The organism is Streptomyces sp. NPDC048420 (assembly GCF_040651535.1).
GTDB lineage: Bacteria > Actinomycetota > Actinomycetes > Streptomycetales > Streptomycetaceae > Streptomyces.
In genome coordinates this window covers 18000-43793 of the sequence record NZ_JBEZKG010000038.1, presented here as the reverse complement: position 1 = coordinate 43793, position 25794 = coordinate 18000, and the positions used below count along the sequence as shown (strand labels likewise).

Here is a 25794-nt window from a genome sequence, read left to right as displayed (position 1 = left end):
GCGCGTCCCCGTGGTCGTATTGCCCAAAGGTCACGTTTCCCCCAGGCGGGCCTCGTCGTTGGGTGGGCGTGAGGCATGGACATCGGCGCGCTCGGCGCGCGGGGGTCGCTCTGGCGGCCGTAATGGCATGGGCAGGACTACTGGCCGGCTGCTCTTCGGACGGGGGTGGTGGGATCGGCGGGGTCGGTGGGTTCGGGAAGCCTCCCGCGCCCGAGGACGTCATCCGGGTCGCCCCGGACGACGGCACCAAGGGCGTGCCGCCCGAGCAGAAGCTACGGGTCCGGGTGCCCAGCGGGCGCCTGGAGTCGGTCACCGTCGTCAAGTCCCAGGACGCGCAGGACATCCCGGTACCCGGGCGCATCTCCGACGACGGCCTGCGCTGGGAACCCGACGAGGAACAGCTCGCGCTGGCCGCCAAGTACACGGTCGACGCGGTCGCCCTCGACGGCCACGGCCGCCGCTCGGCCCGCCGCACCACCTTCACCACGTACGTCCCCGAGGAACGCTTCATCGGCTATGTCACCCCGGAGAACCGCTCCACCGTCGGCACCGGAATGATCGTCTCCCTGGAGTTCAACCGGGAGGTCGAGGACCGCGCCGCCGTCGAACGCGCCGTACACGTCACGTCGAAGCCGCCCGTCGAGATCCGCCCGCACTGGTTCGGGGGCGGCCGCCTCGACTTCCGCCCCGAGCACTACTGGAAGCCGGGCACCCGCGTGACGGTCGCGCTCCGGCTCCGGGACGTGGAAGGCGCGCCCGGTGTCTACGGCCTCCAGTACAAGACCTTCTCCTTCACGGTCGGCCGCAGTCAGGTCTCCCTCGTCGACGCGTCGGCCCACACCATGCAGGTCCGGCGGGACGGCGAACTGCTCGCCACCGTGCCGATCACCGCCGGGGCGCCCAAGACGACCACGTACAACGGCAAGATGGTCATCTCCGAGATGCTGGAAGTGACCCGCATGAACAGCCGCACGGTCGGCTTCGGCGGCGAGTACGACATCCCGGACGTCCCGCACGCCCTGCGCCTGACCGACTCCGGCACCTTCCTGCACGGCAACTACTGGGCGCCCGACGCCCCCGGCAGGGTCAATGTCAGCCACGGCTGCGTGGGCCTCAGGGACGTGAAGGGCGGCAGTTCGGACACTCCCGCGGGCTGGTTCTTCGACCGCAGTCTCATCGGGGACGTCGTCGAAGTCGTCCGCAGCAAAGACAAAAAGGTCGCTCCCGACAACGGACTCGGAGGGTGGAATATGAGTTGGAAGCAGTGGAAGGCGGGCAGTGACTGAATGGTGACCTTCCACTCACAAGATTCTGAAATTTATACAGTTAATATGCGCCGACACGCGGTGATCGCGGGGGTGATGCGGGCCTGACCAGGCCCGGCGAGGGGAGAACGACTTGAACGTGCGACCGATATCGGGGGCGTCGGTTGACGCACGGGGTCGGGGGCTGCTGGCGCTGATACTCGGCGTTCTGCTGCTGGCCGTCACCGCCTGCGGCGGCGGAGGTTCGGATTCCGGATCCGGTGACGCCAAGGCCGGCAAGGGCGATTCGTCCGCGGCCGAGACCAGGCAGTCCGAGGCGGTGGTCTCCATCGCCCCGAAGGACGGCGCGAAGTCCGTCGACACCAGCGGCGCCCTCAAGGTCGCCGCCACCCAGGGCAAGTTGACCGAGGTCCAGGTCAAGGACGCCAAGGGCACCACGGTGGCCGGGGAGATAGCCGCCGACGGCGCCTCGTGGACGCCGTCCACCCATCTCGCCTCCGGCACCAAGTACACGGTGCACGCGGTCGCGAAGGACTCCGAGGGCCGTACGGCCGCCGAGGACTCCAGCTTCACCACGCTGACCCCGAAGAACACCTTCATCGGCACCTTCACTCCGGAGGACGGCTCGACGGTCGGTGTCGGGATGCCGTTCTCCATCCGCTTCACCCGGGGCATCACCAGCCCCGAGGACGTCGAGAAGGCCATCACGATCAAGACCTCGCCGGCGGTCGACGTCGAGGGCCACTGGTTCGGCAACGACCGCCTGGACTTCCGTCCCGAGCAGTACTGGAAGGAAGGGACCAAGGTCACCGTCGACCTCAACCTCGACGGCGTCGAGGGCCGTTCCGGTGTCTACGGCAAGCAGGACAAGACCGTCTCCTTCACCATCGGCCGCAACCAGGTCTCGATCGTGGACGCCAAGAAGCACACGATGAAGATCACCCAGGACGGCAGGACCATCAAGACCATCCCGGTCACCACCGGCAAGCCCGGCTACGACACCTGGAACGGCCAGATGGTCATCAGCGAGAAGCTCGCCGTCACCCGCATGAACGGCGAAACGGTCGGCTACGGCGGCGAGTACGACATCAAGGACGTCCCGCACGCCGCCCGCCTCACCGACTCCGGCACCTTCATCCACGGCAACTACTGGGGCGGCGACGCCTTCGGCAACTACAACGCCAGCCACGGCTGCGTGGGCCTGCGGGACGTCAAGGGCGGTTACGACAGGGGTGTCCCGGCCGCGTGGTTCTTCAACCACTCGCTGCTCGGCGACGTGGTGGTCGTGAAGAACTCCGACGACGCGACGGTCGCACCGAGCAACGGCCTCAACGGCTGGAACATGTCGTGGGAGAAGTGGAAGGCGTGACGCTGCGCTGATCTTTCGCTGATCCACGGCCCTGGTGTGAGGTACTGCACCAGGGCCGTTATCGTTAGCGGACGTGCTGTGTCTGTCTGGGGGCAACCCCCAGACCCCGGCCGGGTGTGAGCCACCGCACCCGGCCGACCACCGTTGGTTCCCGTGCTGTGTCTGCCTGGGGGCAACCCCCAGACCCCCGGCCGAGTGTGAGCCACCGCACCCGGCCGACCACCGTTAGTCCCCGTTAACCTGCTGACATGACCGTGAATCTCGAAGTCGCCGAGGGCGTCGGCACCATCCGTCTCGACCGCCCGCCCATGAACGCGCTGGACGTGGCCACCCAGGACCGGCTGAAGGAACTCGCCGAGGAGGCGACCCGGCGCGAGGACGTGCGCGCGGTGGTCGTGTACGGCGGGGAGAAGGTGTTCGCGGCGGGCGCGGACATCAAGGAGATGCAGAACATGGACCACACCGCGATGGTCCTGCGCGCCCGCGCCCTCCAGGACTCGTTCACGGCGGTGGCCCGCATCCCCAAGCCGGTCGTCGCGGCCATCACCGGCTACGCCCTGGGCGGCGGCTGCGAACTCGCGCTGTGCGCGGACTTCCGGATCGCCGCGGAGAACGCCAAGCTGGGGCAGCCGGAGATCCTGCTCGGCCTGATCCCCGGCGCGGGCGGCACCCAGCGGCTGGCCCGGCTGGTCGGCCCGTCCAAGGCGAAGGACCTGATCTTCACGGGCCGTATGGTCAAGGCCGACGAGGCGCTGACGCTGGGCCTGGTGGACCGGGTCGTGCCCGCCGACGAGGTGTACGCGCAGGCGCACGCCTGGGCGGCGAAGCTCGCGCAGGGACCGGCGATCGCGCTGCGCGCGGCGAAGGAGTCGATCGACACGGGCCTGGAGACCGACCTCGACACGGGCCTCGCGGTGGAACGGAACTGGTTCGCGGGCCTGTTCGCCACCGAGGACCGAGAGCGCGGTATGAAGAGTTTCGTCGAGGAGGGCCCCGGCAAGGCGAAATTCCTCTGAACCGCTTGCAATTGACGCGATGTCTGATCCGGGTCCCTCGATGGAGCGGTTTATGGGAGCCTTAAGGCAACCTTAAGTCTGCCTTGTCGAGGGAGTCCGAAGATTGCCTCCCAGCGAGCCTCCGCCGCAGGTCAGAAGGGCTGTGGAGAGCGGCGAAGTGCCGCTGGCATATGCCGATGGACCGTCGCGGAGCGACGCATTCCAGGGGGCGTATTCGTCAGGAACGGCCCCGGAGGACGCCGTGTGCGGCCATGATGGGGTCATGGCGGGGCTGGAGGGTTTCGAACAGCCGCGGGGAGACGGCCGTGCGACGGCGGCGCGCTGGTCTCCGGCGGTCGAGGACGAGCACGCACTGAAGGCGCTCGAACTGTTCGGGAACCCGACGGAGGCGGAGGTTCCGTTGCCGTCCCGGCCGGAGTCCGCGGCGGCGGCCCGCCGGTTGACACAGGTGATCGTTCTCCGCCATTGGGGGCTCACTCCCAAGATGACCGAGGATGCGGTGTTACTCGTGTCCGAGTTGGTCGGCAACGCGGTGCGGCACACGGGGGCACGGGTGTTCGGGCTTCGGATGCGGCGGCGGCGGGGGTGGATCCGGATAGAGGTGCGGGATCCGTCCCGGGGGTTGCCCTGTCTGATGCCGGTGCAGGAGATGGACATCAGCGGGCGGGGGCTGTTCCTGGTGGACAAGCTCGCGGACCGGTGGGGCGTCGATCTGCTGCCGCGCGGGAAGACGACGTGGTTCGAGATGCGGGTGGCCGACCGCTAGCGGGTGGGTCGGTCAGCGTCAATCTCGGACACAACCCCTTAAATGGGGCGGGTGACCGCTATCGATCGTCGGGCAGTACTGCTCGCTTCCGCTGGGCTGGCGTTGGCCGCGGGATGTGCGACCAGTGGTGCCGTCGCCCACCCCACCCAGCCCTCCAGCACCGCCGCCACCCTCCCCACCCTCCCCGCCCAGCTCACCCACGGCCCCCGCGACCGTCCCCGTGTCGCCCTCACCTTCCACGGCAGCGGTGATCCCGCCATCGCCCGTGCCCTGCTCGGTGAGGCCGAGAAGCACGGGGCCCGTGTCACCGTTCTCGCCGTCGGGACCTGGCTCGACGCGCATCCCGACCTCGCTCGCCGCATCCTCGACGGCGGCCATGACCTCGGCAACCACACCCTCCACCACCTCGACATCAACGCGATGTCCGAAGCCGAGGCCCGTCAGGAGATCACCGGCTGCGCCGAGCGGATCCGGCGCCTCACCGGGTCCGTCGGAACCTGGTTCCGGCCCTCCCGTACGCCCACCGCCTCGCCCCTCGTCACCCGGCTCGCCCGGCAGGCCGGCTACCCCCACGTCCTCTCCTACGACGTCGACTCCCTCGACTTCACCTCGCCCGGCGCCCCCGTCGTCGCCCGCAAGGTACTCGCCGAGATCCGCGAAGGGTCCGTGGTGAGCCTGCACTTCGGGTACGACGACACGGTCGCCGCCCTCCCCGTCGTACTGGAAGAACTCGACCGGCGCGGCCTGGCCGCGGTGACCACCACGGAGCTGTTCAGCTGATGCCCCCCACCTCGATGAAGCGCGCCCTGATCGCGGGCGCCGTGTTCCTCGCCCTCGCCGCCTGCGGCACCGAGACCAGGGACGGGGTGCACAAGACCGTCGCAACGAAGGCGGGCGCCCCCGCCCCGGTGAAACAGGCGAAGAAGAAGTTGGTCCAGGGCCTGCCGGGGATGCCGCCCGTGCTCGACCCGAAGGACGTGTACGCGGCGGACCGGCCGAACCGGCTGTCGCCGGTGGTCAAGGACTTCCCGTCCCGGGTCTACGTGCCCAACACCGAGTCCGACACCGTCTCCGTCATCGACCCGAAGACGTACGAGATCATCGAGACGATCCATGTCGGGCGGCAGCCCCAACACGTCGTGCCCTCCTGGGACATGAAGACCCTGTGGGTCAACAACAACCGCGGTCACACGCTCACGCCCATCGACCCGAGGACCGGGAAGGCGGGCGAGCCGGTCGAGGTGCACGACCCGTACAACCTCTATTTCACGCCCAACGGCAGGTACGCGGTCGTGATGGCCTCCCTCGACCGTGAGCTCGTCTTCCGCGACCCGCACACCATGGAGCGGAAGAAGACGGTCCCGGTCACCTGCTACGGCGTCAACCACGCCGACTTCTCCCTCGACGGGAGGTACTTCATCGTGTCCTGCGAGTTCAGCGGGGAACTGCTGAAGGTCGACACCGAGAAGATGAAGGTGATCGGTCAGCAGAAGCTCCCGTTCGACGGGGCCATGCCGCAGGACGTCAAGGTCTCCCCGGACGGGAAGCGGTTCTACATCGCGGACATGATGGCCGACGGGATGTGGGTCCTCGACGGCGACAGGTTCACCCAGCCCACCCTGCTGCCCACCGGCAAGGGCACCCACGGCCTCTACGTCAGCCGGGACTCCCGCGAGATGTACGTCTCCAACCGGGGCGAAGGGACCGTCTCCGTCTTCGACTTCACCCAGAACCGGCTCACCAGGAAGTGGCACCTGCCGGACGGCGGCAGCCCCGACATGGGCGGTGTCTCGGCCGACGGCAAGGTCCTGTGGCTGTCGGGCCGTTACGACTCCGAGGTCTACGCCGTCGACACCCGCACCGGGAAGCAGTTGGCCCGCGTCAAGGTCGGCAGCGGGCCGCACGGGCTGGCCGTGTATCCGCAGCCGGGGCGGTACTCACTCGGTCACACCGGCATCTTCCGCTGAACCGCCGGTGGCCCGCGGGGCCGTGGCGAGCAGCACCGCCTCCGCGCCCACCGGACGGTAACCGGCCGCCAGGAACGCCCGCATGCTGCGGGCGTTCCCCGGGGAGACCTGGGCCCACAGCGGCTCCGCGGTGAGATGACGGGCGGCGGTCACCAGGGCGCGGCCCAGGCCCCGGTGCCGTACGTCCTCGTCCACCTCGACCGAGACCTCCAGGCGGCCGCCGACGCCACGGCCGAGGACCAGCACCCCGCCCTCCGTCGTCCAGGCGCGGATGTCGTCGCGCCGCCTGCGGGCGTAGACGATCCGGGGGTGGCCGGCGTCCTCGATCTCCTTCAGCGCGAGCGGGGGCTCGCCCGGCCGGGGTTCGGTCACCAGCATCGCGTCGATCGTCTCCGACCTGCGGCCCGTCCGCTCCACGAGGGCGGCCAGGAACACCGGGTTCATGGTCGCGGCCAGCGCGTCGCAGTCGAGGCCGCGCAGGGTCTCGCGCACCCACTCCGGGTCCTCGTCGGTGAAGACGACCGAGTGCGCCGTGAAGGACAGGACGCCCGCGTCCCGGTGGCACGTCTGGCGTACGACCGTCGTGCCGCCGTCCGCCGGCGGGAAGACACCGCGGGCCGCCGCGTCGAGAATGTCCCGCAAGGTCTCCGTCATCGCGCTCCTTGAGTCCGGTCGCTGCTCTGAAGGTCAGGGCAGGCGGTTAGTCTGACCTGCGGCAGCAAGCCGGCGAGACACGAAGCACGAGAAAAGGGGCGGACCGGTGGCGAACATCGACATCGAGGAAGCACGCAAGCAGTTCGAGCGCATCGATGCGGACGGTGACGGCTCCATTACCGCCGCCGAGTTCAAGACCGCCCTGGCCCAGGGCGGCGACTGGAACGTGACCGAGTCGGTCGCCGAGGCGATCATCAAGAGCCGCGACCTGAACGGCGACAAGCTCCTGTCGTTCGACGAGTTCTGGGCCTTCCTGAACAAGTAGGGCGTACGGAGAAGGGGGGCGCCCGGCAGCCAGCGGGCTGGGGTGCCCCCTTCGTCCTGCCCCGGATCCGTACCGTCCAGCGGCCGTCGTTCCGTTCAAGCGTCAGCGGCACCCGGCGCAGGGCGTCCAGCGCCTCGATCAGATGCTCCCGGCCAAGCAGATCGAGGCCGGTCGCCGGTTCGTCGGGCAGCAGCAGTCGTGGTTCCGGCATCAGCGCGCGGGCGATCAGCGTACGGCCGCGCTGCCCCTGCGAGAGCGTCGGCCGGCGGGCGTCGGCGTGGTCGGCGAGGCCGAGGGTGCCGATGAGCCGGTGGCCCGGTCCCGCTGCTCCCGTGTCGGCCGCCAACGGGGAAGCGGGGCAACGGAGTTGGTCAGCCCGGTCAGGACGACGTCCCTCACCCGCAGGGGCGCGGTGAGGGGATGACGTGGGTCGACGTGACCGACGTGGGCGCGCAGGTCGACCCGGCCGAGCCGGCGGCCCAGCACCTCGACTGTGCCGCGTGTGGGGTGGACCAGGGCGCCGGGCAGGCTGAGCAGGGTGGACTTGCCCGCCCCCGTTGGCACCGAGCACGCTAAGTACTCGCCCTCACGGACGGTCAGGGAGATCTCCTGGACCCCAACACCGCCGACGAGGCTCATGCGGCACTGGTCCGGGCACGATCTGCGGCCGCTGTCCCGCTCGGGTGGATCAGACCGCCGCCCACTCGCGCAGGGCTGTCTTGCTCGCGAAGTCGGCGACGTTCTTGTCGACGGGGTCGTCGGTGTACTGGTGGAAGCGCCACTTGGCCTTGATGCGGGGCTTGCCGGCCGTGACGTAGTCGGCGATCCAGAGGCCGTCACCGGCGTACGAGGTGGTGTCCACGTTGAGCCAGTAGTTCCGGTTGCAGTAGAGCACGACCCTGTTGTTCGGGCGGAGTTGCTTCACCTTGCGGATGAAGGCGTCCTTCTCCGCGTTGGTCGCGTGGGTGCCCTCGCCGGTCGTCTCCCAGTCCACGGCGAGGATGTCGCCGCCCTTCTCCGGGGCGTGTTTGACGAAGTACTCGGCCTGGGCCGTGAGGTTGCCCGGCCAGAGGAAGTGGTAGAAGCCGACGACCAGTCCGGCGTCGCGGCCGTGTTTGGTCTGGGCCGCGAGCTTCGGGTTGGTGTAGGAACGGCCCTCCGTCGCCTTGATGAAGACGAAGGAGAGCCCGTCAGTGCTGTAGGACGAGGACTGGTAGGCGCTGACATCGATGCCGCGGAGCATGTGGGGGCTCCCTGAAGTGAGAGTGGGGGGACGGTAGTTGATGATGCCCTACCCACCCCGGCGGGGTACCTCAGTCGCGGGAAGTCACGCCGCGTACGCCCGCTTGTCCCGGGCCTCGCGCAGCGAGACACCCCACCACACCAACTGGTCCAGGAGGGTCTTCGCGGCAGAGGCCGCCGCCCCGGGCTCCGTGAGGGCGCCCGATCCGTCGAACTGGCCCCACACGTTGTGGAAGCTCACGCAGTCCCGCACGGTCACCGCGTGGAGCTCGGCGAAGACGGGACGCAGGTGCTCCACCGAGCGCAGTCCGCCGGACAGGCCGCCGTAGGAGACGAAGCCGACCGGCTTGGCCAGCCACTCCGCGTGGTGCCAGTCGATGAGGGTCTTGAGCGAGGCCGGGTAGCTGTGGTTGTACTCCGGTGTCACCACGACGAAGGCCTCGGCGGCGGCCAGCCGCGGCGACACCCCGGCCAGCAGCGCGGCCACCTCGTCGTCGGGGGAGTGCGACAGCTCGTGCGGCAGCGGATGCTCGGCGAGGTCGACCAGATCGACCTCGACGTCCGGGCGCTGCCCGGTCTGCGTGACGAACCAGCGGGCGACGGTCGGGCCGAACCGGCCTTCCCGGACACTGCTGTTGATCACGGCCAGGCGCAGGGGTGCGGTGGACATACGTCTCCTCGGGATGCCTCTGCATGTCCGGTACATGCAGGGATGAACGGCTCGCCACCGAGTCTCAAATGTCAACCAAGGTTGAGGTCAAGCCCGGACGGAGCCGGCGCCGACCTTCTTACGAATTCTTCAGGGCGCGGGGATTTTGCGATTTCTTGCTGCTTGCCTGGGCGGTGGATGGGTTCCCGACGGACCGACTGCCGCCTCGTTGTAGTTCCTTTGATCATTTGCTGATTCTTCGATCGGTGAATCCTGCCTTCCTCTTTACTTGTCGGCGATCACTTGTGGGGTGGTTTGATCCGGTTGATTCTGTTGAGAATTCATTGACTTAAGGGAGTTCTCAGGTTTTGATCGCCCGGCTGTGAACGGCAGTGAAGGAACTGTGACTGCGGGGGGTCGGGCCATGTGGCGTGCTGGAAGACGGCTGAGATGGCTGGCGGCAGCTGCGTTGTCGGTGCAACTGGTGGGCGCGGCGGGCGCCCACGCGGTCGCCGACGCCCCGGCTGATCTGTCGCCCGAGGCGGCCGCTTCGCAGAAGGCCGCTCAATCGGGTGCGCCCGTCGCCGTGGACGCCGAGACGACGCCCACCCAACTGGTCACCGCGCAGCCGGACGGCACGTTCACCGTCGAGTTCGATCCCGGGGCGGTGCGGGTGCGCCACGCCTCGGGCTGGGTGCCCGTGGACACCGACCTCGCCACCACCGCCGACGGCCTACTGGCCCCGAAGGCCGCCGCCGTGGAGGTCGCCTTCTCCGGAGGCGGCGCGCACGACCCGCTGGCACGCATCACGAAGGACGGCAAGACCTACAGCGTCGGTTCGCCCTGGAACCTGCCGACACCGACCCTCGACGGCTCGACGGCGACGTACGCGGACGTCCTGCCCGGCGCAGACCTGGTGGTGCAGGCGACGGCGGACGGCTTCAGCGAGAACCTGGTCGTCAAGTCCCGTACGGCGGCCGACAATCCGGAACTGGCGAGCGTGCGCTTCCCCGTCTCGGTCGACGGTGTCTCCGCGTACGACACCCACTCCGGCGGCGCAGCGTTCGTCGATGCCCAGGGCCGGCCGGTGTTCACCACCGGCACCGCGATGATGTACGACTCGTCGGCGGCCGCCGCCCCGGCCGCGCACACCGTCTCCCCGGCCTCCTATGACGTCACGACCGCCGCCGTCCGGACGGCCGTCGCCGACCAGGGCGCGCTCGACGGGCCTGCCCCGGGCGCCCGCGCGACCGCCATGGACGTGACCGCCTCCGACAGCGCGCTGACCCTGAAGCCGGACAAGGCCTTCCTCGACGACCCGGACACCACCTACCCGGTGGTCCTCGACCCGCAGACGACCAGCGCGTCCCTGTCGGGGTGGACGACGGTGTGGACGAGCTCGCCGTCGACGTCGTTCTGGAAGACCTCGCACGCCCTGGGTGTCGGCTACGACGCGTGGGTGGACAACAAGAAGGCCCGCTCGCTCTACCAGTTCGACACGCACACCCTCGGCGGCAAGAAGATCCTCTCCGCGACCTTCCAGGCGTTGGAGGTGTGGTCGGCCAACTGCACCGACAAGGCAGTGCAGTTGTGGCGCACCGGCGCCATCTCCTCGTCCACGACCTGGTCCAAGCAGCCCGCTTGGTCCGCTGAGGTCGACTCGGTCTCCACCGCCAAGGGCTACTCGTCCTCCTGCCCCGGCGGAAACGTTTCCTTCGATGCCACCAACGCCGTCGGTTACACCGCCGGACAGTCCGCGTCGACCACCACGCTCGGGCTGCGGGCCGCCGACGAGGGTGACGAGATCGCCTGGAAGCAGTTCGCCTCGCCGTCGGACACCAAGCCGACCCTGTCGGTGACGTTCGTGTCCAAGCCGTCCACGCCGACCGGGGTGAAGCTCTCCAGCCCGAACCTGGCCTGCGCGACGACCCGCACGACCGCAGCCGTGATCCACGACACGACCCCCACGCTCGCCGCCGCGCCGAAGTCGGCGGACGGTTCGCAGTCGACGCTGCGGCCCGACTTCCAGGTGTACAAGTACGACGCCAACGTCACCGACCCGCTGGCCGGTTCGGGCAGCCCCTCGGCGTACACGACCTCCGGTACGACCGGGACGTGGACGACGCCGACGCTGACGAACGGGCAGACGTACTGGTTCCGCGCCCGCAGCGAGTACAAGTACTCCTTCAACGGCACGACCGGCTACATGTACTCGTCCTGGACCAGCGGCTGCTGGTTCCGCATCGACACCTCGGCGCCGGTGCAGCCGGACGTGGACTCGACGGCGTACCCGGAGTGCGCGAGCCCGGACACCCCGGACGACTGCACGGCGTACGGCGGGGTGGGCGCTCCAGGGACCTTCACCCTCAAGGCCAACGGGGCCTCGGACGTGGTCAAGTACACCTACCAGCTCAACGACGACCCGGTGCGGACCAAGACCTTCTCCACCGCGACCACCAGCTACGCGGTGTCCCTGGCCCCCGACGTGCGCGGCGTGAACACCCTGACCGTGCAGACCTGGGACGCGGCGGGCAACCCCTCGACCAGCTACACCTACGTCTTCAAGGTCGCCCCGGGAGCGGGTCCGGTCGCCCACTGGTCGCTGGACGAGGGCACCGGCACCTCGGCCACCGACGACATCGGCGGCAGGACGGCGACCCTGGCCGGTTCGGCCGGCTGGTCCTCCCTCGCCCGGCTCGGCGACTCCCTTCAGGCCAACGGGACGTCGTCGTACGCGGCGACCAGCTCGTCCGTCCTGGACACCACCAAGAGCTTCACGATCTCGGCGTGGGCCCGGCTGACCGGCACCTCCCACAACGCGGTCGCCGTCGCCCAGGCCGGAGTCAACGGCTCGGCGTTCGCGGTCTACTACTCGACCTCGTACAACGCGTGGATCTTCAACCGGTACACCACGGACGTCGCGGCGCCCACGATCGTCCGCTCGATCGGCACCACCACACCCGAAACCGGCGTGTGGACCCACCTGATGGGCGTGTACGACGCGCAGAACCAGACCATCCAGCTGTACGTCAACGGCGTGCCGCAGGGTGACCCGGTCGCCTTCACCACGCCCTGGCAGGGCACCGGTGGCCTGCAGATCGCCCGCGGCCAGGGCGGCAGCGCGTTCAGCGACTACTTCCCGGGCCAGGTCGACGAGGTGACCGCCTGGAACCGGATCCTGTCCGCCGAGGAGATCGCCGACCTTCAGGCGATGACCGACGCGTCCACCGGGCATGCCCAGCCGGCGCTCACCGCCGACTGGAAGCTGGAGGAGACCTCGGGCACCAGCGCCGCCGACTCCTCCGGGTACGGCCACACCGCGACCGTCGCGAGCGGCGCCACCTGGAACAACGACACCGACGGCGGCAAGGGCAACACCCTTTCCCTGAACGGCACGTCCACCGCGAACGCCACCGCGAGCGGCCCGATCGTGGACTCCCAGGGCGACTTCACGGTGGCGGCCTGGGCAAGGCTCGACGCGGCCTCGCTGTCCGACACCTCCGTGGCCCACCACATGCGCATCGCCACCCAGTCCGGCGGCGTCCGTGACTCGTGGGGCCTGTGGTACGACCAGGCGGCGGGTTCGGCCCAGGGCATGTGGGTGTTCGGCCGCACCACCGCGGACGCTGCCGGAACCGCTGCCACGGTGGTGACCGTGCCCGCGAACATCGCCTCGGCCCAGCTGGTCGACCCGGGTGACTGGACCCTGCTGACCGGTGTCTACGACGGTGCCCACCACCAGCTCTTCCTGTACGTCAACGGAGTCCGCCAGGGCGCGCAGGGCGACACGGACACGGACACCGACACCGGCGACGGCGTCGTCTTCACCTCGCCCTGGCAGGCCACCGGCACCTTCAACATCGGGCGCGGCCGGATCAGCACGGGCGCGTACAGCGACTTCGCCGACGGCCTGGTGGACGACGTCCGGGTGTGGACGGGCGTGATGTCCGACACCGACATCAACCAGATGTACGTCGACGAAGTGCCCATTCCGCTGTAGCCGACCGCGGTCGGACAGCGCTGACACGACGTTCAAAAACCTTCGAAACGCGGGGAGTTCGGTCATGGGTGGGCTAGGGCACAGACGGCGCGGCCAGGTGCGGCGGATACGGCTGTGGGTCGTCGGCGCCACGGCGAGCGCGGTGGTGGCCGGCGGTCTCGGCACCGCCCCCGCCGCGTGGGCGACCCAGCATCACGGGCACCACACCGTGAAGACGCAGGCGGCCAGGAACGGAACCGCGGTCGCCTTCAAGGCCAGGACGGCCGCGAAGAAGGACCCCGCCAAGGCCGCCGCCGCCCGTACCGCCGAGATCCTCTCCCAGCATGTGAGCTGGCCCACCGCGTCGGCCAGGACGCTCCCGGTGCCGGTGAAGGCCGGCAAATCCACCCTGGTCGGCGGCCTCCCGGTGAAGGTGGCCGCGCCCGCCAAGGGCACGGCCCCCACGAAGGTCACCGTCAGGACCGCAACGCACAAGACGGCGACCGCCCTCGGTATCCACGGCACCGTCGTCTCCCTCCAGCGGGCCGACGGCAGGAAGGCCGCCGGCAAGACCCGCTTCACGCTGGACTATTCGGGCTTCGCGCACGCCTACGGAGGCGACTACGCCTCCCGTCTCCACCTGTTCCGCCTGCCCGCGTGCGCGCTGACCACCCCGAAGCTCAAGAAGTGCCGTACGACGACCCCGCTGCCCACGACCAACGACCCCGAGACCGGGACCCTCACCACCACGGCCCCGGTCGCCGCCTCCGGCATCACCGCCATGGCCGTGACCACGGGCGCCAAGTCAGGTGCCGGCTCCTACGCGGCGACCCCGCTGAACCCGTCCGCGTCCTGGAACGCGGGCGGCTCCAGCGGCGACTTCACCTGGTCGTACCCGCTGCCGGTGCCACCGTCCAACGGTGGCCCGTCGCCGAACCTGGCGCTCACGTACGACTCCCAGAGCGTCGACGGCCGGCTGCCCTCGACCAACAACCAGCCCTCCTGGGTCGGCGAGGGCTTCGACCTGACCACCGGGTACATCGAGCGGTCCTACGACTCCTGCGACGACGACGGACAGTCCGGCAAGAACGACGAGTGCTGGGCCGGCGACAACGCCACGCTCGTCCTCGGCGGCAAGTCGAGTCCGCTCATCAAGGACAGGACCAGCGGCGACTGGTACGCGAAGACCGACGACGGCGAGCGCGTCACCCACTCCACGGGCGCCACGAACGGCGACAACGACGGCGAGTACTGGACCGTCACCACACCGGACGGCACCCAGTACGTCTTCGGCAAGAACCACCTGCCCGGCTGGGCCACCGGCGACGCGGTCACCAACTCCACCTGGACCGCACCGGTGTTCGGCGACGACTCGGGCGAACCGGGCTACGACCAGGGCACGTCCCTCTCCGGCCGGGCGCTCACCCAGGCCTGGCGCTGGAACCTCGACTACGTCGTCGACCCGCACGGCAACGCCATGTCGTACTGGTACACCAAGGAGACCAACTACTACGCCAAGAACGGCACCACGACCGCCAACGGCACGGTGTACGACCGCGGCGGCTACCTCAGCCGCATCGACTACGGCATCACCTCCTCCACCGTCTTCGGCACCGCCCCGGAGAAGGTCTCCTTCACCACCGCCGAGCGCTGCCTGGTCACCAGCACCGAGGACTGCTCGTCGCTGACCTCGACCACGTCCGCGGACTGGCCGGACGTGCCCTTCGACCAGATCTGCGCCTCGGGCAAGGTGTGCAGCGCCACCGGGCCGACCTTCTTCTCCCGCAAGCGCCTCACCGGGATCACCACCAGTGTGTGGGACGCGAGCCTGGCCACGCCCGCCTACCGGGACGTGGACTCCTGGGCGCTGGCCCAGTCCTTCCCGGACCCCGGCGACGGCACCTCGGCCGGTCTCTGGCTGAAGTCCGTCACCCGGACCGGCAAGGACGGTTCGACCAAGGCCATGCCGCCGGTCACCTTCGCCGGCATTCAGCTCTACAACCGGGTGGACACCACCCACGACGACATCGCCGCCCTGGTCAAGTGGCGGGTGCGGACGATCACTTCGGAGACCGGCTCGGTCCTGACCGTCAACTACTCCGACCCGCAGTGCGTCGCCGGTACCACCATGCCGAGCGCGCCCGACTCCGACACCCTGCGCTGCTTCCCGACGTACTGGCAGCCGCCGTACACGACCGATCCCCAACTGGACTGGTTCCACAAGTACGTCGTCACCCAGGTCACCGAGTCGGACCCGACGGGCGGCGCCCCGCTGAAGGAGACCGACTACACCTACAACGGTTCCCCGGCCTGGCACTACGACAGCGACAACGTCACCGCTCCCGCGAAGCGCAAGACCTGGTCGCAGTGGCGCGGTTACGGCAGCGTCACCACGACCACGGGTGACGCGCAGTCGACGCGGACGAAGACGGTCTCCACGTACTTCCGCGGCATGGACGGCGACAAGCAGTCCGACGGCACCACCCGCACCGTCAAGGTCACCGATTCCACCGGCACGGCGGTCACCGACTCCGACCCGCTGGCCGGCACCGTCCGGGAGGCGGTCACCTACAACGGCTCCGCCGAGGTGTCCGGCACGATCACCGACCAGTGGATCCACCAGACGGCCACCGACGGCACCCGCAGCGCGTACTTCACCCGCCCGTCGGCCGTGCACGCCCGTACCGACCTGTCCTCAGGCGGCACCCGCGACACCCTGGTCTCCACGACGTACGACCCGACGACCGGGGCGGCGCTGACCGTCGACGACTCCGGCGACACGGCCGTCACGGGTGACGAGCAGTGCACCCGCACCACGCTCGCGAACAACACCACCGACTGGCTGATGGCGTTCCCGGTGCGCGTCGAGACCGTCGACGTGGCGTGCGGCGCCACCGCCACCCGCCCCGACGACGTGGTCTCCGACGTCCGCACGCTCTACGACGGCCAGTCCTACGGCACCGCCCCGACCCTGGGCGACGAGACGTCGACGCAGCGCCTGTCGTCGTACAGCGGCGGCAGCCCCGTCTACCAGACGGTCACCGCGACCCATTACGACACCCAGGGCCGCGTCGACTCGGTCTCGGACGCCGACCAGACCGTGGTCAGCAAGACCACCTACACCCCGACCACGGGGGGCCCGCTGACCAGTACGGTGACCACCGACGCCAAGGGCTACTCGACGACCACCGACTTCGACCCCGCACGCGGTCTCGCCACCTCGGTCATCGACCCCAACAGCAAGCGCACGGACTACGCCTACGACGGCCTCGGCCGGCTGACATCCCTGTGGCTGGCCAACCGCAGCAAGTCCTCGGGCCAGAGCGCGAGCCTCGTGTACACCTACACGATCTCCAACTCCGCGGCCTCGGTGGTCTCCACGGGCAAACTGAACAACGACGGCACGACCTACGACACGACGTACGCGCTGTACGACGCGCTGCTGCGCCCGCGTCAGACACAGACGCCAGCGCCGGGCGGTGGCCGGGTCATCGCCGAGACCAAGTACGACAGCCGCGGGCTGGCCGTCGAGGCGGACGCCGACTACACGGACACGAGTTCACCCTCCGGGACGTTGGCGAACATCACCTCGGTGGTCCCGTCCCAGACCCTGACCACGTTCGACGGCGCGGGCCGTGCCACAGCGGAGGACTTCTACGCCCTCGGCACCAAGCGCTGGACGACCTCCAGGGTCTACGGCGGCGACCGTGTCACCGTCACCCCGCCCAAGGGCGGCATCGCGACCACGACGCTGACCGACACGCTCGGCCGCACGGCCGAGACCCGGCAGTACGACGGCGGCACCCCCTCGGGTTCGTACACGTCGATCAAGTACACCTACGACGCGAAGAGCCGGCTCAAGGAGGTCGTCGACGACGCGGGCAACACCTGGTCGTACGGCTACGACCTGATGGGCCGCAAGACGAGCTCGACGGACCCGGACACGGGGACCACGAACACGGCGTACAACGAGTTGGACCAGGTCACCTCGGTGACGGGCGCGGTCGGCACGTCCGACCAGAAGACGCTCAGCTACTCCTACGACATCCTCGGCCGCAAGACCGACCTCTACGACGGCACGACCAAGGACGCGGCACACGAACTGGCCAAGTGGACCTACGACTCGGTGGCCAAGGGCGAGCCGACGTCGTCGATCCGGTACGTGGGCGGCTCGTCCGGAAAGGCGTACGTCACACAGGTCGGCACCTACGACGCCCTGTACCGCCCGACCCTGACGCGGGTCATCGTCCCGTCGGTCACGGGTGAGGAGGCGTTGGCGGGCACGTACTCGTCGACGACCGGCTACAACCTCGACGGCACCGTCCAGGTCACCTCCGACCCGGCTGCCGGAGGGCTGCCCGCCGAATCGCTGGAGTACGGCTACAACGAGCTGAGCATGCCGACGACGCTGAGCGGCACCACCGGCTATGTGCAGAACACGAGCTACACGAAGCTCGGCCAGGTGGGCCAGCTCACGCTGGGGGTCTCGTCCGCGGACAGCGCCAAGTGGCTCCAGATCACGAACTCCTACGAGGACGGCACGCGCCGCCTCCAGCGTGAGCTGGTCACGGACGACGCCCAGTCGGCCCCGGTGCAGGACACGTCGTACAGCTACGACGACTCGGGCAACCCGACGAAGGTCGCCACGCACGCCGACGGCACCGACGACGTGCAGTGCTACCGCTACGACGGTCACGACCGGCTGAGTGAGGCGTGGACCGCGACGGACGGCTGCTCGGCCGACCCGTCCACGGCGGTTCTCGGCGGCCCGGCGCCGTACTGGCAGAGCTTCCACTACGACGACCTGGGCAACCGCGACACCCAGACCGACCACGCGACGACGGCCGGTGGTTCGGACACGACGACGTCGTTCGTCTACCCGCCCGAGGGCACGGCCAAGGCGCACACGCTGACGTCGTCGACCACGGTCGCGGGCTCCACGACGACCACCGACTCGTACACCTACGACGGTTCGGGCCAGACCCACACCCGGACCGTCGACGGCAAGACCCAGACGCTGGACTGGGATTCGGAGGGCCACCTGGCCAAGGTGACCAACGCGGACGGGACGTCGGCCTCCTACCTGTACGACGCGGACGGCGACAGACTGCTCGCGCGCGACGACTCGGGTACGACCCTGTATCTGGGCGACACGGAGGTGCACCTGGCCAAGGGTGCGACCACGACCACGGGTGCGCGCTACTACGAGTGGGCGGGTCGGACCATCGCGGTGCGCATGAGCACGGGCGCCCTGCAGTGGCAGGTCACGGACGCGCACGACACCGCGGAGACCGCGGTGGACGCGACCACGCAGACCATCACGCGGCGGCGGCTCGATCCGTTCGGCAACCCCCGTGGTACGCAGCCGGCGTCGAGCGCGTGGCTGGGTGACCAGGGATTCGTAGGCGGCCTCCAGGACACCGTCACGGGGCTGACACACCTGGGAGCGAGGGAGTACGACTCGACGACCGGCCGCTTCGTCTCGGACGATCCGGTCCTGGAGCTGACCGACGCCCAGCAGATCGACGGGTACACGTACGCGGCGGACAACCCGTTGAAGGGCAGCGACCCGACGGGCCTGGACGACTGGGCCAGCGACCCGACCATGAACGTCTGCGCCATCGACTGCGAACCGCAGGGCTCGTCGGCGCTGGTCGACACCGGCGCGATCAGCAACGGCAGTTCGGGGTCCGGTTCGGGGTCCACCCACCACAGCAGCGGTGGCGGTGGCGGAAGCTCCCACCACAGCTGCGGTTGGTCCTTGTCCTGCTACGCCAAGAAGGCGTACCACGTCGTGGAGCGGCATCCGGTGATCGCGGCCGTGGTCGCCACGGCGGTGGTGGTCGGCGCGGTCGCCTGCGTGGCGGCGACGGCGGGCGCGTGCGGCGCGGTGCTCGTGGCGGGGGCCGAGGGCTTCACCGCCGGTGCCGAGATCGGCGGCCTCGGAGCCGCGGTGACAGGGGCCGCTGCCGGGGTCATCGGCGAGGGCGGCGCGGTCGTCGCCGGCGCCGTGGGGGTCGCGGCCACCGGGGTGGCGGCCGTCTCCAAGGGTGCGAGAACGGCTGCCACCTCAGAGGCCGCCCATGAAACGGGTGCCGCGTCCGCGAGCGCCGACGCCGCGGAGATGTCCGCCGCACCCCCCGCCGACAACTACACCCCCGGTGGGGGCGCCGTCAGGCATACACCTACGTCGACGTCCATCGGATCGGACTCGGCCACCCTGAGCGTACGAGAGCATGCCAAGAACGCGGGCCATCACGACGTGATCGTGCACGGATCGACACGCGGAGTGCTCGGGGTGGACGGGCAGGACACGAATCCCCTCCAGATCGTCGAGGCCGTCAGAGGAAATCCGCATTACCAGGGCGGATGTGTGAGACTCCTTGTCTGTCATTCCGGTGTATCCGGTGTGGGGCAGGATGTCGCCAACGGTCTGGGCGTGCCGGTCTGGGCTCCCACCACCAAGGTCGGCGTCATGCCGAGTCTCGGGTCGCAGGAACCGTTCCTGGAGCCTGGGGGGACCTGGCGGTTGTTCCTTCCCATGGCGGGAGGTGCACACTAGCCATGCTGAGAGTCGGGTTTGTCCGAGAGTTCTTCGAGGGTCCGGTCGATCTTCCGGGAATCCATGAACTCACGCGCTCGGACTCCGGGGAATGGCAGGAGATCGCGGCTTTCGCCGTCGCGTATCTCGCCGGTTCCCCGGTGGTCGCCGAATTCACCGAGACCGAACAGTGCCTGTTGGGCTGTGGCGAGAATCTCGTGGGCTGCTCGTCATTGTTCACCGATGGCTCGTGGGTCTGGCGCCGCGATCTCCAGCACTACGTGGGACGCCATGGGGTGACGCTGCCGTCGGAATTCGTCGAGCGGATGCGGGAGTCCGGCTGGACGCCACCTGCCGACGTCGTCGACGCGACCGTGGCACGCCTGGCATTGCAGACCGCCTGGCAGGTCACCTGATGTATGCACGGAACTGAGGATGGGGACGACGAAGTGACAGGCTCACCTGCGGAACGGCGTTCCGCCGGCACCGAGACCATGCTGGACGTACTGCTGCGCTGGACACGGATCCGGCACCGCACGCCCGCGCGGGACATCGCCGACTACGACGGCGGGCAGCCGCTGCGGGTCGTCGGGTTCACGCAGAGCATCGGCGGGACGGTCAAGGTCTCGGTCGGCAAGGGCAGGCAGATCGCGCGGCTGAGGCAGGGCTACCTGCGGCTCGCCGCCGGTGAGCCGCCGCTCTGGAAAGACGCGCGGGGAGGCCGGAGCGCAACCCTGCAGGCGCCGTTCCGGCTGAAGCCCGCGGGTGGGGGAGTCCGGCTGGCGCCGAAGTTCGAGCGGTACGAACTCGTCACGGGCGCGGGGACGTACGACCTCGCGGTGCCCAAGAAGGACGGGGACCTGGTGCGGCACGCGTTGGGCGGTGGGGCGGGCCCTGGGTGAGCATGACGGACCCCAGTTCGCTCCTCGGGAGGCGGGGCGGCTTGTCCGCTCGGTGCACGATGACTTCACATTCCGTGGACCGCGAACGCGATGAACTGCGTCACCTCGCGGGCGGCGAAGTTGTCGTCGGAGACCAGGACGACGGTGCGGCGGCCGTCGGGGAGGCGGGGGCCGAGGGTGATGCCCTCGACGTTGTCGACCCGGGACAGTCCGGCTACGTCGGACAGGTCGGTCACGAGCGTCTTGCGGACCGGCTTGACGGGCGGCGCGGACGGGCCGGTGAGGGAGTCGCGGCCGAGGACATCGGTGCCGCCGCGCAGGTCGACGAGGTAGATCCGGGCCTTCCAGTTGTTGTCGGCGTAGATCGAGGCGCGCTCCAGGACCAGGAAGCGGTCGTGGCCGAGGGCCACGAGGTCGCTGACGCCGTTGGTGTCGGTGCTGCCTGCGGGGGTCGCGGCGAACAGAGGTTCCAGCGGGTAGGCGTACTGGGCCAGCGGCTGTCCGGTGCGGGTGTCGTGGACGGTGATGCGGGCGAGCGCGCCGTGCTCGGGGGTGGGGTCGTCGCCGTCCTGGTAGAGGGGGTCCTCCATGGCGGTGACGATCCGCCGGCCGTCCGGGGTGAAGGTGACTCCTTCCAGGGTCTGGTTCCTGCGGGGGCCGAACTCCTGGGAGTTCATGTGCAGTTGCGGGGGCAGCGGGAGCTGTCCGGTGTAGGCGCCGGTCGCGGTGGCGCGGCGGATCCAGGGGTCGCCGAGGAGGGCCGGGCCGTCGGAGGGGACGATGCGTTCGCCCTCACTCGTCCAGGCCAGGCTGCCGTCACGCGGGTCCACGGCGATGCCCTCCGGGTCGGGTGCGACGGTGGACGTGGCGGTCGAGGTGGGCGGGAAGGCGGTGCCGTCCGGGCGGAGCCAGGGGTGGGTGCCGGTGAGCTCGACGCCCTTGAGGGTGCCGTCGGAGAGGTCGACACGGGCGGTGTAGAAGCGGGCGGGGCCGGTCTGTGACCGGTCGTCGCTGATCACGTAGTACGTGCCGGTCCTCGCGTCGTAGCTGATGGCGGACAGCCCGCCGACGGTGGTGCCCTGGAAGGGCATGGCGTTCGGCAGCTCCTTCTCGCCGAGGAAGTCCAGTCGTATGCCGCTGTCGTGGGCGGCGGCGGCCGGGGCGCCGGCGAGGGCGGGAATCGCGGCCAGGACGACGGCGGTGGCGATGATCCGGGCGCGGGTGGCGCGGATGCTCATGGCGTCTCCAGGGTGAGCAGGCCCTGACGCGCGGCGGCGCCAGGCGAAGAAGGCGAGGGCGAGGAGGGTGAAGGCGTACGGGACGGCGAGGTTGCCCAGTCGGACGGCGAGGGGCTTGGCGGTGCCGAGGGCGGTCTGGAAGAGGCCTCAGGGGCGCAGGGCGGCGAGGACGACGGCGGCGCGGATGCTCAGGGTGTCTCCAGGGTGGTGGGCAGGCCGGGCGGGGACGCGGGCGCGGTACGGGACGCGCGCCGACGGCGCCAGGCGAAGAAGGCGAGGGCGAGCAGGGTGAAGGCGTACGGGATCGCGGAGACCAGCTGCGACGGAATGGCGAGGTTGCCGAGCTGGACGGCGAGCGCCTCGGCGGTGCCGAAGCCGAGGGCGGCGAGGAAGACGCCCCAGGGACGCAGGGCGCCGAGGAACACGGCGGCCAGGGCGATGTAGCCGCGGCCCGCGGTCATCCCGGTGACGAAGAAGGACACCGCGCCCATGCTCAGGAACACTCCGGCCGCTCCGGCCAGCGCGCCGCTGAGGGCGAGGGCGCGGAACTGGACCCGGTGGACGTGGATGCCGACCGAGCGGGCCGCCTCGGGATGCTCGCCCACCGCGCGCAGATGGAAGCCGAACCGGGCCCGGTACAGCAGCCAGGCCACCGCGGGGGCGGCGGCGAGGGCGGCCCACGTCAGCACGTTCTGCCCGCTGAGCACCGCGCCGAGACCGGGGACGTCCTCGATCAGGGGCAGCCGGACCGAGGGCAGCGCACCGCTGTGCAGCCGGCTGGTGCCGCCCTTGTCGCCGAGGAGCGCGTACACGGTGTACGCGGTCGCGCCCGCCGCCAGGAGGTTGAGGCCGATGCCCGCGATGATCGCGTCCGCCCCGAGGTACAGGTGCAGCACACCGAGCAGCAGCGCGAGCAGCGCGCCCCCGGCGATCCCACAGACGGCCCCCGCCCACACCGAGCCGCTGTACCCGGCGACCAGCGCACCCGTACAGGCGGCGGTCAGCATCGAGCCCTCCAGCGCGATGTTGGGCACTCCGGCCCGCTCGGCCAGCAGACCGCCGAGGGCGGCGAGGACGTACGGCGTGGACACACCGAGGATCGCCGCGAGGAATCCGGTGCTGAGCACGACGTCGAGGACGGGGCCCATCAGCGGGCCTCCCTTCGGGCGAGGTACCGCTTGACGAGTTCGGGCAGCGCCCGGGCGGTCACGAGCAGCACGATGACCGCCTGGATGATGGTCACGGCCTCGGAGCCGACGTCGGTCTGCTGCTCCATCACATCGCCGCCAACGCGCAGATACGAGTAGAGGAGCGCGGCGGCGACCACGCCGATGGGGTTGTTGCGGCCCAGCAGGGCGACGACGATGCCCTCGAAGGCCAGGCCGCCGGCCATGTCGGGCTGGAGCCCGCCGTAGACACCGAGGGCGAGATGCGCCCCGGCGAGACCGGCCAGCGCGCCGCCGATGACGAAGCTCCACTCGATGGTGCGCGGCACGTCGAGGCCGCCGTACCGGGCGAAGTCCGGGTTGGAGCCGGTGATCCGGATGCGGTAGCCGAGCGGAGTCCTGGCGAGCAGGAACCAGACGGCCGCGGCCACCGCGAGCATCCCGAACAGGCCGATGTTCGCCTGGTCCAGCGGGACACCGAAGAAGTCCGAGAGCAACGGCAGCGCCGAGTCCGGCCGCACCGGGGCGGACTGTACGGCACTGCTGTCGGGCGCCTTGATGTGGTCGGTGAGCAGATAGTCGAAGACGCGTACGACGACGGCGTTCAACATCAGGGTCGCCACGATCTCGTTGGCGCCGAGGCGGGCCTTCATCACCCCCGGCACCGCGCCCAGCGCGCCCCCGGCGAGGGCGGCGACGGCGAGCGGTACCAGCAAGGCGGCGACGGGCGGCAGGTGCAGGTGGATCGCCACCAGGGCGCTCGCCAGGGCACCGGCGTACACCTGGCCCTCCGCGCCGAGGCTGATCTGCCGGGCCCGGAAGGGGATCGACACGGACAGGCCGAGCAGCGCCAGGGTGGTGGCGTCGGCGAGCCAGCGGCCGATCCGGGGGGTCCGCTCCAGTGGGCCGGTGAGCAGGGCGTTCAGCGCACCGGTGGCGTCCTTGCCGGTGGCGAGGACCACCAGGAAGGCGATCAGGACGGCGACGGCGACGGTGAGCACGGTCATCGTCAGCTCGACGACCGCCGTACGGCGCCGGGTGGCCAGGAAATCCCGGCGCCCCTGTGTCTCGGGCCGCCCCTGCCGTTCGGCGTCCGCTCCGGGTTCCAGGATGGAGGTCATCGGACACCTGCCGTGATCCGCTCGTCCGGATGCCGCTCCACACCGAGCATGTACAGACCGGTGGCCTCCTCGGTGAGACCGGTCGGGTCGTCGAAGCGGGCGACGAGACGGCCGTCCTTGATGACCAGCAACCGGTCGGAGAGCGCGAGCAGTTCACCGAGGTCGGCGGAGACCAGCAGCACCGCGGCGCCCGCGTCCCGGGCCTCGACGAGCCGCTCGTACATGAACTGCATGGCGCCGATGTCGACGCCCCGGGTCAGCTGGGCGGCGAGCAACAGGCGTGGCCGGGCGGACAGTTCGCGGGCGACGACGACCTTCTGCAGGTTGCCGCCGGACAGTGAGCCGGCCGTCGCGTCGGGATGCGGGGCGCGGATCGCGTACCGGCCGATCAGGTCCTCGGCGAGTTCACGGACGCGGCGGGTGCGCAGGACGCCGCGGCGGGCGACGGGGGGCCGGTCGTGGCGGTCGACGATCAGGTTGTCGGCGATGGAGCGGTCCAGGGCCGCCCCGTTGGACAGCCGGTCCTCGGGCACGTGGGCGACCCCGGCCCGGCGGTGACCCGCCGCGTCGAGATGGGTGACGTCGGTGCCGTCCACGGTGACCGATCCGGCGGTGGGCCGGCGCAGTCCGGCGAGGAGTTCGACGAGTTCGGTCTGGCCGTTGCCCTCGACCCCCGCGAGCCCGACGATCTCACCGGCCGCGATGTCGAGGGACACGTCGTGCACCGAGGGGCCGGAGAGTCCTCGTACCCGCAGCACCCCCGCTCCGGGGCGCGCCGGGGGCTTCGGCACGTCGAGGGACATCTCCCGGCCGACCATCATGGACGCGAGCTGCGCCGGGGTCGCCTCCTCGGTGCGTACGGTCGCGATCATCGACCCGGCGCGCATGACGGTGACGCGGTCGCTGATCTCCCGCACCTCCTTGAGCTTGTGCGAGATGAACAGCACGGTCATGCCCGAGTCGCGCAGCCTGCGGACCGCGCTGAACAGGTCGTTGGTCTCCTGGGGGGTGAGTACGGCGGTGGGCTCGTCGAGGATGAGGATGCGGGCGCCGCGGTGCAGGGCCTTGAGGATCTCGGCGCGCTGGCGCATCCCCACCGACACGGCGTCGACCCTGGCCTCCGGGTCGACGGCGAGCCCCGCCTCCTCGGCCAGCGCGGCGGTGCGTTCGGCGGCGGCCACGCGGTCGACGCGGGCCGCCCGGCCCGGTTCGACGCCGAGGACGACGTTCTCGGCGATGGTGAACGACGGCACCAACATGAGGTTCTGGTGGACCATCCCGACACCGAGGGCGATGGCGTCCTGGGGCCGGGAGAACCTGACCGGCCTGCCGTGCACGCTGAGTTGCCCGGCCGACGGCTGTTCGAGCCCGTACAGCAGCTTCATCAGGGTGGACTTGCCGGCGCCGTTCTGCCCGACGATCGCCCTGATCTCGCCGACGGGCACCGACAGGTCGACGTCGATCACGGCGCGCGTGCCGTTGGGGTAGGTCTTGCCCAGACCCGTGGCCGCCAGGGCGGGCGGGGCTGACGGGGCCTGTTCCGCGGCCCGGTGCACGGTCGCGTCGGTTTCCTCGATGGGTTCCACCAGTGTTC

18 protein-coding genes and 1 pseudogene are annotated in these 25794 nt (G+C 70.1%); 11 read left to right on the top strand and 8 right to left on the bottom strand.

All coding sequences use genetic code 11. The annotated features are described in order from the left end of the window. Positions 1-68: 68 nt before the first annotated feature. The 6 genes from AB0D34_RS42540 (at position 69) to AB0D34_RS42515 (ending at position 6383) form a co-directional block, all read left to right on the top strand. Entirely contained in the window at positions 69-1286 is a 1218-nt protein-coding gene (locus tag AB0D34_RS42540; protein ID WP_362672376.1) for an Ig-like domain-containing protein, read from the top strand. A 118-nt stretch (positions 1287-1404) separates the two neighbouring features. Further along, entirely contained in the window at positions 1405-2634 is a 1230-nt protein-coding gene (locus tag AB0D34_RS42535; RefSeq protein ID WP_362672411.1) for an Ig-like domain-containing protein, read from the top strand. A 248-nt stretch (positions 2635-2882) separates the two neighbouring features. Next, complete coding sequence (locus AB0D34_RS42530; protein WP_362672374.1) at positions 2883-3650, top strand: enoyl-CoA hydratase-related protein; 768 nt, start codon at positions 2883-2885, stop codon at positions 3648-3650. Positions 3651-3912: 262 nt separating this feature from the next. Continuing rightward, a complete protein-coding gene (locus AB0D34_RS42525) occupies positions 3913-4416 on the top strand; it encodes an ATP-binding protein (RefSeq protein WP_362672372.1) in 504 nt (167 codons plus the stop codon). 42 nt (positions 4417-4458) lie between these two features. Continuing rightward, complete coding sequence (locus tag AB0D34_RS42520) at positions 4459-5196, top strand: polysaccharide deacetylase family protein (RefSeq protein WP_362672369.1); 738 nt, start codon at positions 4459-4461, stop codon at positions 5194-5196. Further along, the gene (locus AB0D34_RS42515; RefSeq protein ID WP_362672367.1) at positions 5196-6383 is read left to right on the top strand and encodes a YncE family protein; all 1188 of its coding nucleotides are present in this window, start codon (positions 5196-5198) and stop codon (positions 6381-6383) included. The genes AB0D34_RS42520 and AB0D34_RS42515 overlap by 1 nt, the downstream gene beginning before the upstream one ends. On the opposite strand, the gene AB0D34_RS42510 is transcribed toward AB0D34_RS42515, so the two are convergent. After that, on the bottom strand, positions 6354-7037 hold the full coding sequence (locus AB0D34_RS42510) for a GNAT family N-acetyltransferase (protein WP_362672365.1): 684 nt from the start codon (positions 7035-7037) through the stop codon (positions 6354-6356). The genes AB0D34_RS42515 and AB0D34_RS42510 overlap by 30 nt on opposite strands. A 106-nt stretch (positions 7038-7143) precedes the next feature. On the opposite strand from AB0D34_RS42510, the gene AB0D34_RS42505 reads away from it, so the two are divergent. Continuing rightward, positions 7144-7362, top strand: coding sequence for an EF-hand domain-containing protein (locus AB0D34_RS42505; protein WP_362672362.1), 219 nt, complete (start codon positions 7144-7146; stop codon positions 7360-7362). Here the strand turns inward: AB0D34_RS42505 and AB0D34_RS42500 are convergent. From AB0D34_RS42500 to AB0D34_RS42490, 3 genes and pseudogenes are all read right to left on the bottom strand, one after another. After that, a pseudogene (locus AB0D34_RS42500) lies at positions 7292-8001 on the bottom strand (ATP-binding cassette domain-containing protein). The gene AB0D34_RS42505 and the pseudogene AB0D34_RS42500 sit on opposite strands and share 71 nt — an antisense overlap. Positions 8002-8050: 49 nt before the next feature. After that, positions 8051-8605, bottom strand: coding sequence for a glycoside hydrolase family 25 protein (locus AB0D34_RS42495; protein WP_362672359.1), 555 nt, complete (start codon positions 8603-8605; stop codon positions 8051-8053). Positions 8606-8689: 84 nt separating this feature from the next. Beyond that, positions 8690-9274: an NAD(P)H-dependent oxidoreductase gene (locus AB0D34_RS42490; RefSeq protein ID WP_362672356.1), complete on the bottom strand. Its 585-nt coding sequence runs from the start codon at positions 9272-9274 to the stop codon at positions 8690-8692. 454 nt (positions 9275-9728) lie between these two features. Between AB0D34_RS42490 and AB0D34_RS42485 the strand changes: the two genes are divergently transcribed. From AB0D34_RS42485 to AB0D34_RS42470, 4 genes are all read left to right on the top strand, one after another. Continuing rightward, positions 9729-13253: a LamG-like jellyroll fold domain-containing protein gene (locus AB0D34_RS42485; RefSeq protein ID WP_362672409.1), complete on the top strand. Its 3525-nt coding sequence runs from the start codon at positions 9729-9731 to the stop codon at positions 13251-13253. A gap of 64 nt (positions 13254-13317) precedes the next feature. Next, complete coding sequence (locus tag AB0D34_RS42480; protein ID WP_362672354.1) at positions 13318-19794, top strand: RHS repeat-associated core domain-containing protein; 6477 nt, start codon at positions 13318-13320, stop codon at positions 19792-19794. A gap of 2 nt (positions 19795-19796) precedes the next feature. Beyond that, a complete protein-coding gene (locus AB0D34_RS42475; RefSeq protein ID WP_362672352.1) occupies positions 19797-20189 on the top strand; it encodes a hypothetical protein in 393 nt (130 codons plus the stop codon). A 33-nt stretch (positions 20190-20222) separates the two neighbouring features. Further along, positions 20223-20675: a hypothetical protein gene (locus AB0D34_RS42470; RefSeq protein ID WP_362672350.1), complete on the top strand. Its 453-nt coding sequence runs from the start codon at positions 20223-20225 to the stop codon at positions 20673-20675. A 65-nt stretch (positions 20676-20740) separates the two neighbouring features. Here AB0D34_RS42470 and AB0D34_RS42465 read toward each other — a convergent pair whose 3' ends face one another. The 4 genes from AB0D34_RS42465 to AB0D34_RS42450 all read right to left on the bottom strand — a co-directional run bounded on the left by AB0D34_RS42465 (position 20741) and on the right by AB0D34_RS42450 (position 25786). Further along, a complete protein-coding gene (locus AB0D34_RS42465) occupies positions 20741-21913 on the bottom strand; it encodes an esterase-like activity of phytase family protein (protein WP_362672348.1) in 1173 nt (390 codons plus the stop codon). 188 nt (positions 21914-22101) lie between these two features. Further along, the gene (locus AB0D34_RS42460; protein ID WP_362672346.1) at positions 22102-23061 is read right to left on the bottom strand and encodes an ABC transporter permease; all 960 of its coding nucleotides are present in this window, start codon (positions 23059-23061) and stop codon (positions 22102-22104) included. Further along, the gene (locus AB0D34_RS42455; protein ID WP_362672344.1) at positions 23061-24200 is read right to left on the bottom strand and encodes an ABC transporter permease; all 1140 of its coding nucleotides are present in this window, start codon (positions 24198-24200) and stop codon (positions 23061-23063) included. Before AB0D34_RS42455 ends, AB0D34_RS42460 begins: the two co-directional genes overlap by 1 nt. Next, positions 24197-25786: an ABC transporter ATP-binding protein gene (locus AB0D34_RS42450; RefSeq protein ID WP_362672341.1), complete on the bottom strand. Its 1590-nt coding sequence runs from the start codon at positions 25784-25786 to the stop codon at positions 24197-24199. The genes AB0D34_RS42455 and AB0D34_RS42450 overlap by 4 nt, the downstream gene beginning before the upstream one ends. Between the last annotated feature and the right edge of the window lie 8 nt (positions 25787-25794).

Bases quoted from the DNA above. Each gene is read 5' to 3' on its own strand.
- AB0D34_RS42510 (WP_362672365.1), bottom strand. From the start codon at position 7,037: ATGACGGAGACCTTGCGGGACATTCTCGACGCGGCGGCCCGCGGTGTC.
- AB0D34_RS42530 (WP_362672374.1), top strand. From the start codon at position 2,883: ATGACCGTGAATCTCGAAGTCGCCGAGGGCGTCGGCACCATCCGTCTC.
- AB0D34_RS42480 (WP_362672354.1), top strand. From the start codon at position 13,318: ATGGGTGGGCTAGGGCACAGACGGCGCGGCCAGGTGCGGCGGATACGG.
- AB0D34_RS42525 (WP_362672372.1), top strand. From the start codon at position 3,913: ATGGCGGGGCTGGAGGGTTTCGAACAGCCGCGGGGAGACGGCCGTGCG.
- AB0D34_RS42475 (WP_362672352.1), top strand. From the start codon at position 19,797: ATGCTGAGAGTCGGGTTTGTCCGAGAGTTCTTCGAGGGTCCGGTCGAT.
- AB0D34_RS42495 (WP_362672359.1), bottom strand. From the start codon at position 8,605: ATGCTCCGCGGCATCGATGTCAGCGCCTACCAGTCCTCGTCCTACAGC.
- AB0D34_RS42515 (WP_362672367.1), top strand. From the start codon at position 5,196: ATGCCCCCCACCTCGATGAAGCGCGCCCTGATCGCGGGCGCCGTGTTC.
- AB0D34_RS42490 (WP_362672356.1), bottom strand. From the start codon at position 9,274: ATGTCCACCGCACCCCTGCGCCTGGCCGTGATCAACAGCAGTGTCCGG.
- AB0D34_RS42465 (WP_362672348.1), bottom strand. From the start codon at position 21,913: ATGAGCATCCGCGCCACCCGCGCCCGGATCATCGCCACCGCCGTCGTC.
- AB0D34_RS42455 (WP_362672344.1), bottom strand. From the start codon at position 24,200: ATGACCTCCATCCTGGAACCCGGAGCGGACGCCGAACGGCAGGGGCGG.
- AB0D34_RS42460 (WP_362672346.1), bottom strand. From the start codon at position 23,061: ATGGGCCCCGTCCTCGACGTCGTGCTCAGCACCGGATTCCTCGCGGCG.
- AB0D34_RS42520 (WP_362672369.1), top strand. From the start codon at position 4,459: ATGGGGCGGGTGACCGCTATCGATCGTCGGGCAGTACTGCTCGCTTCC.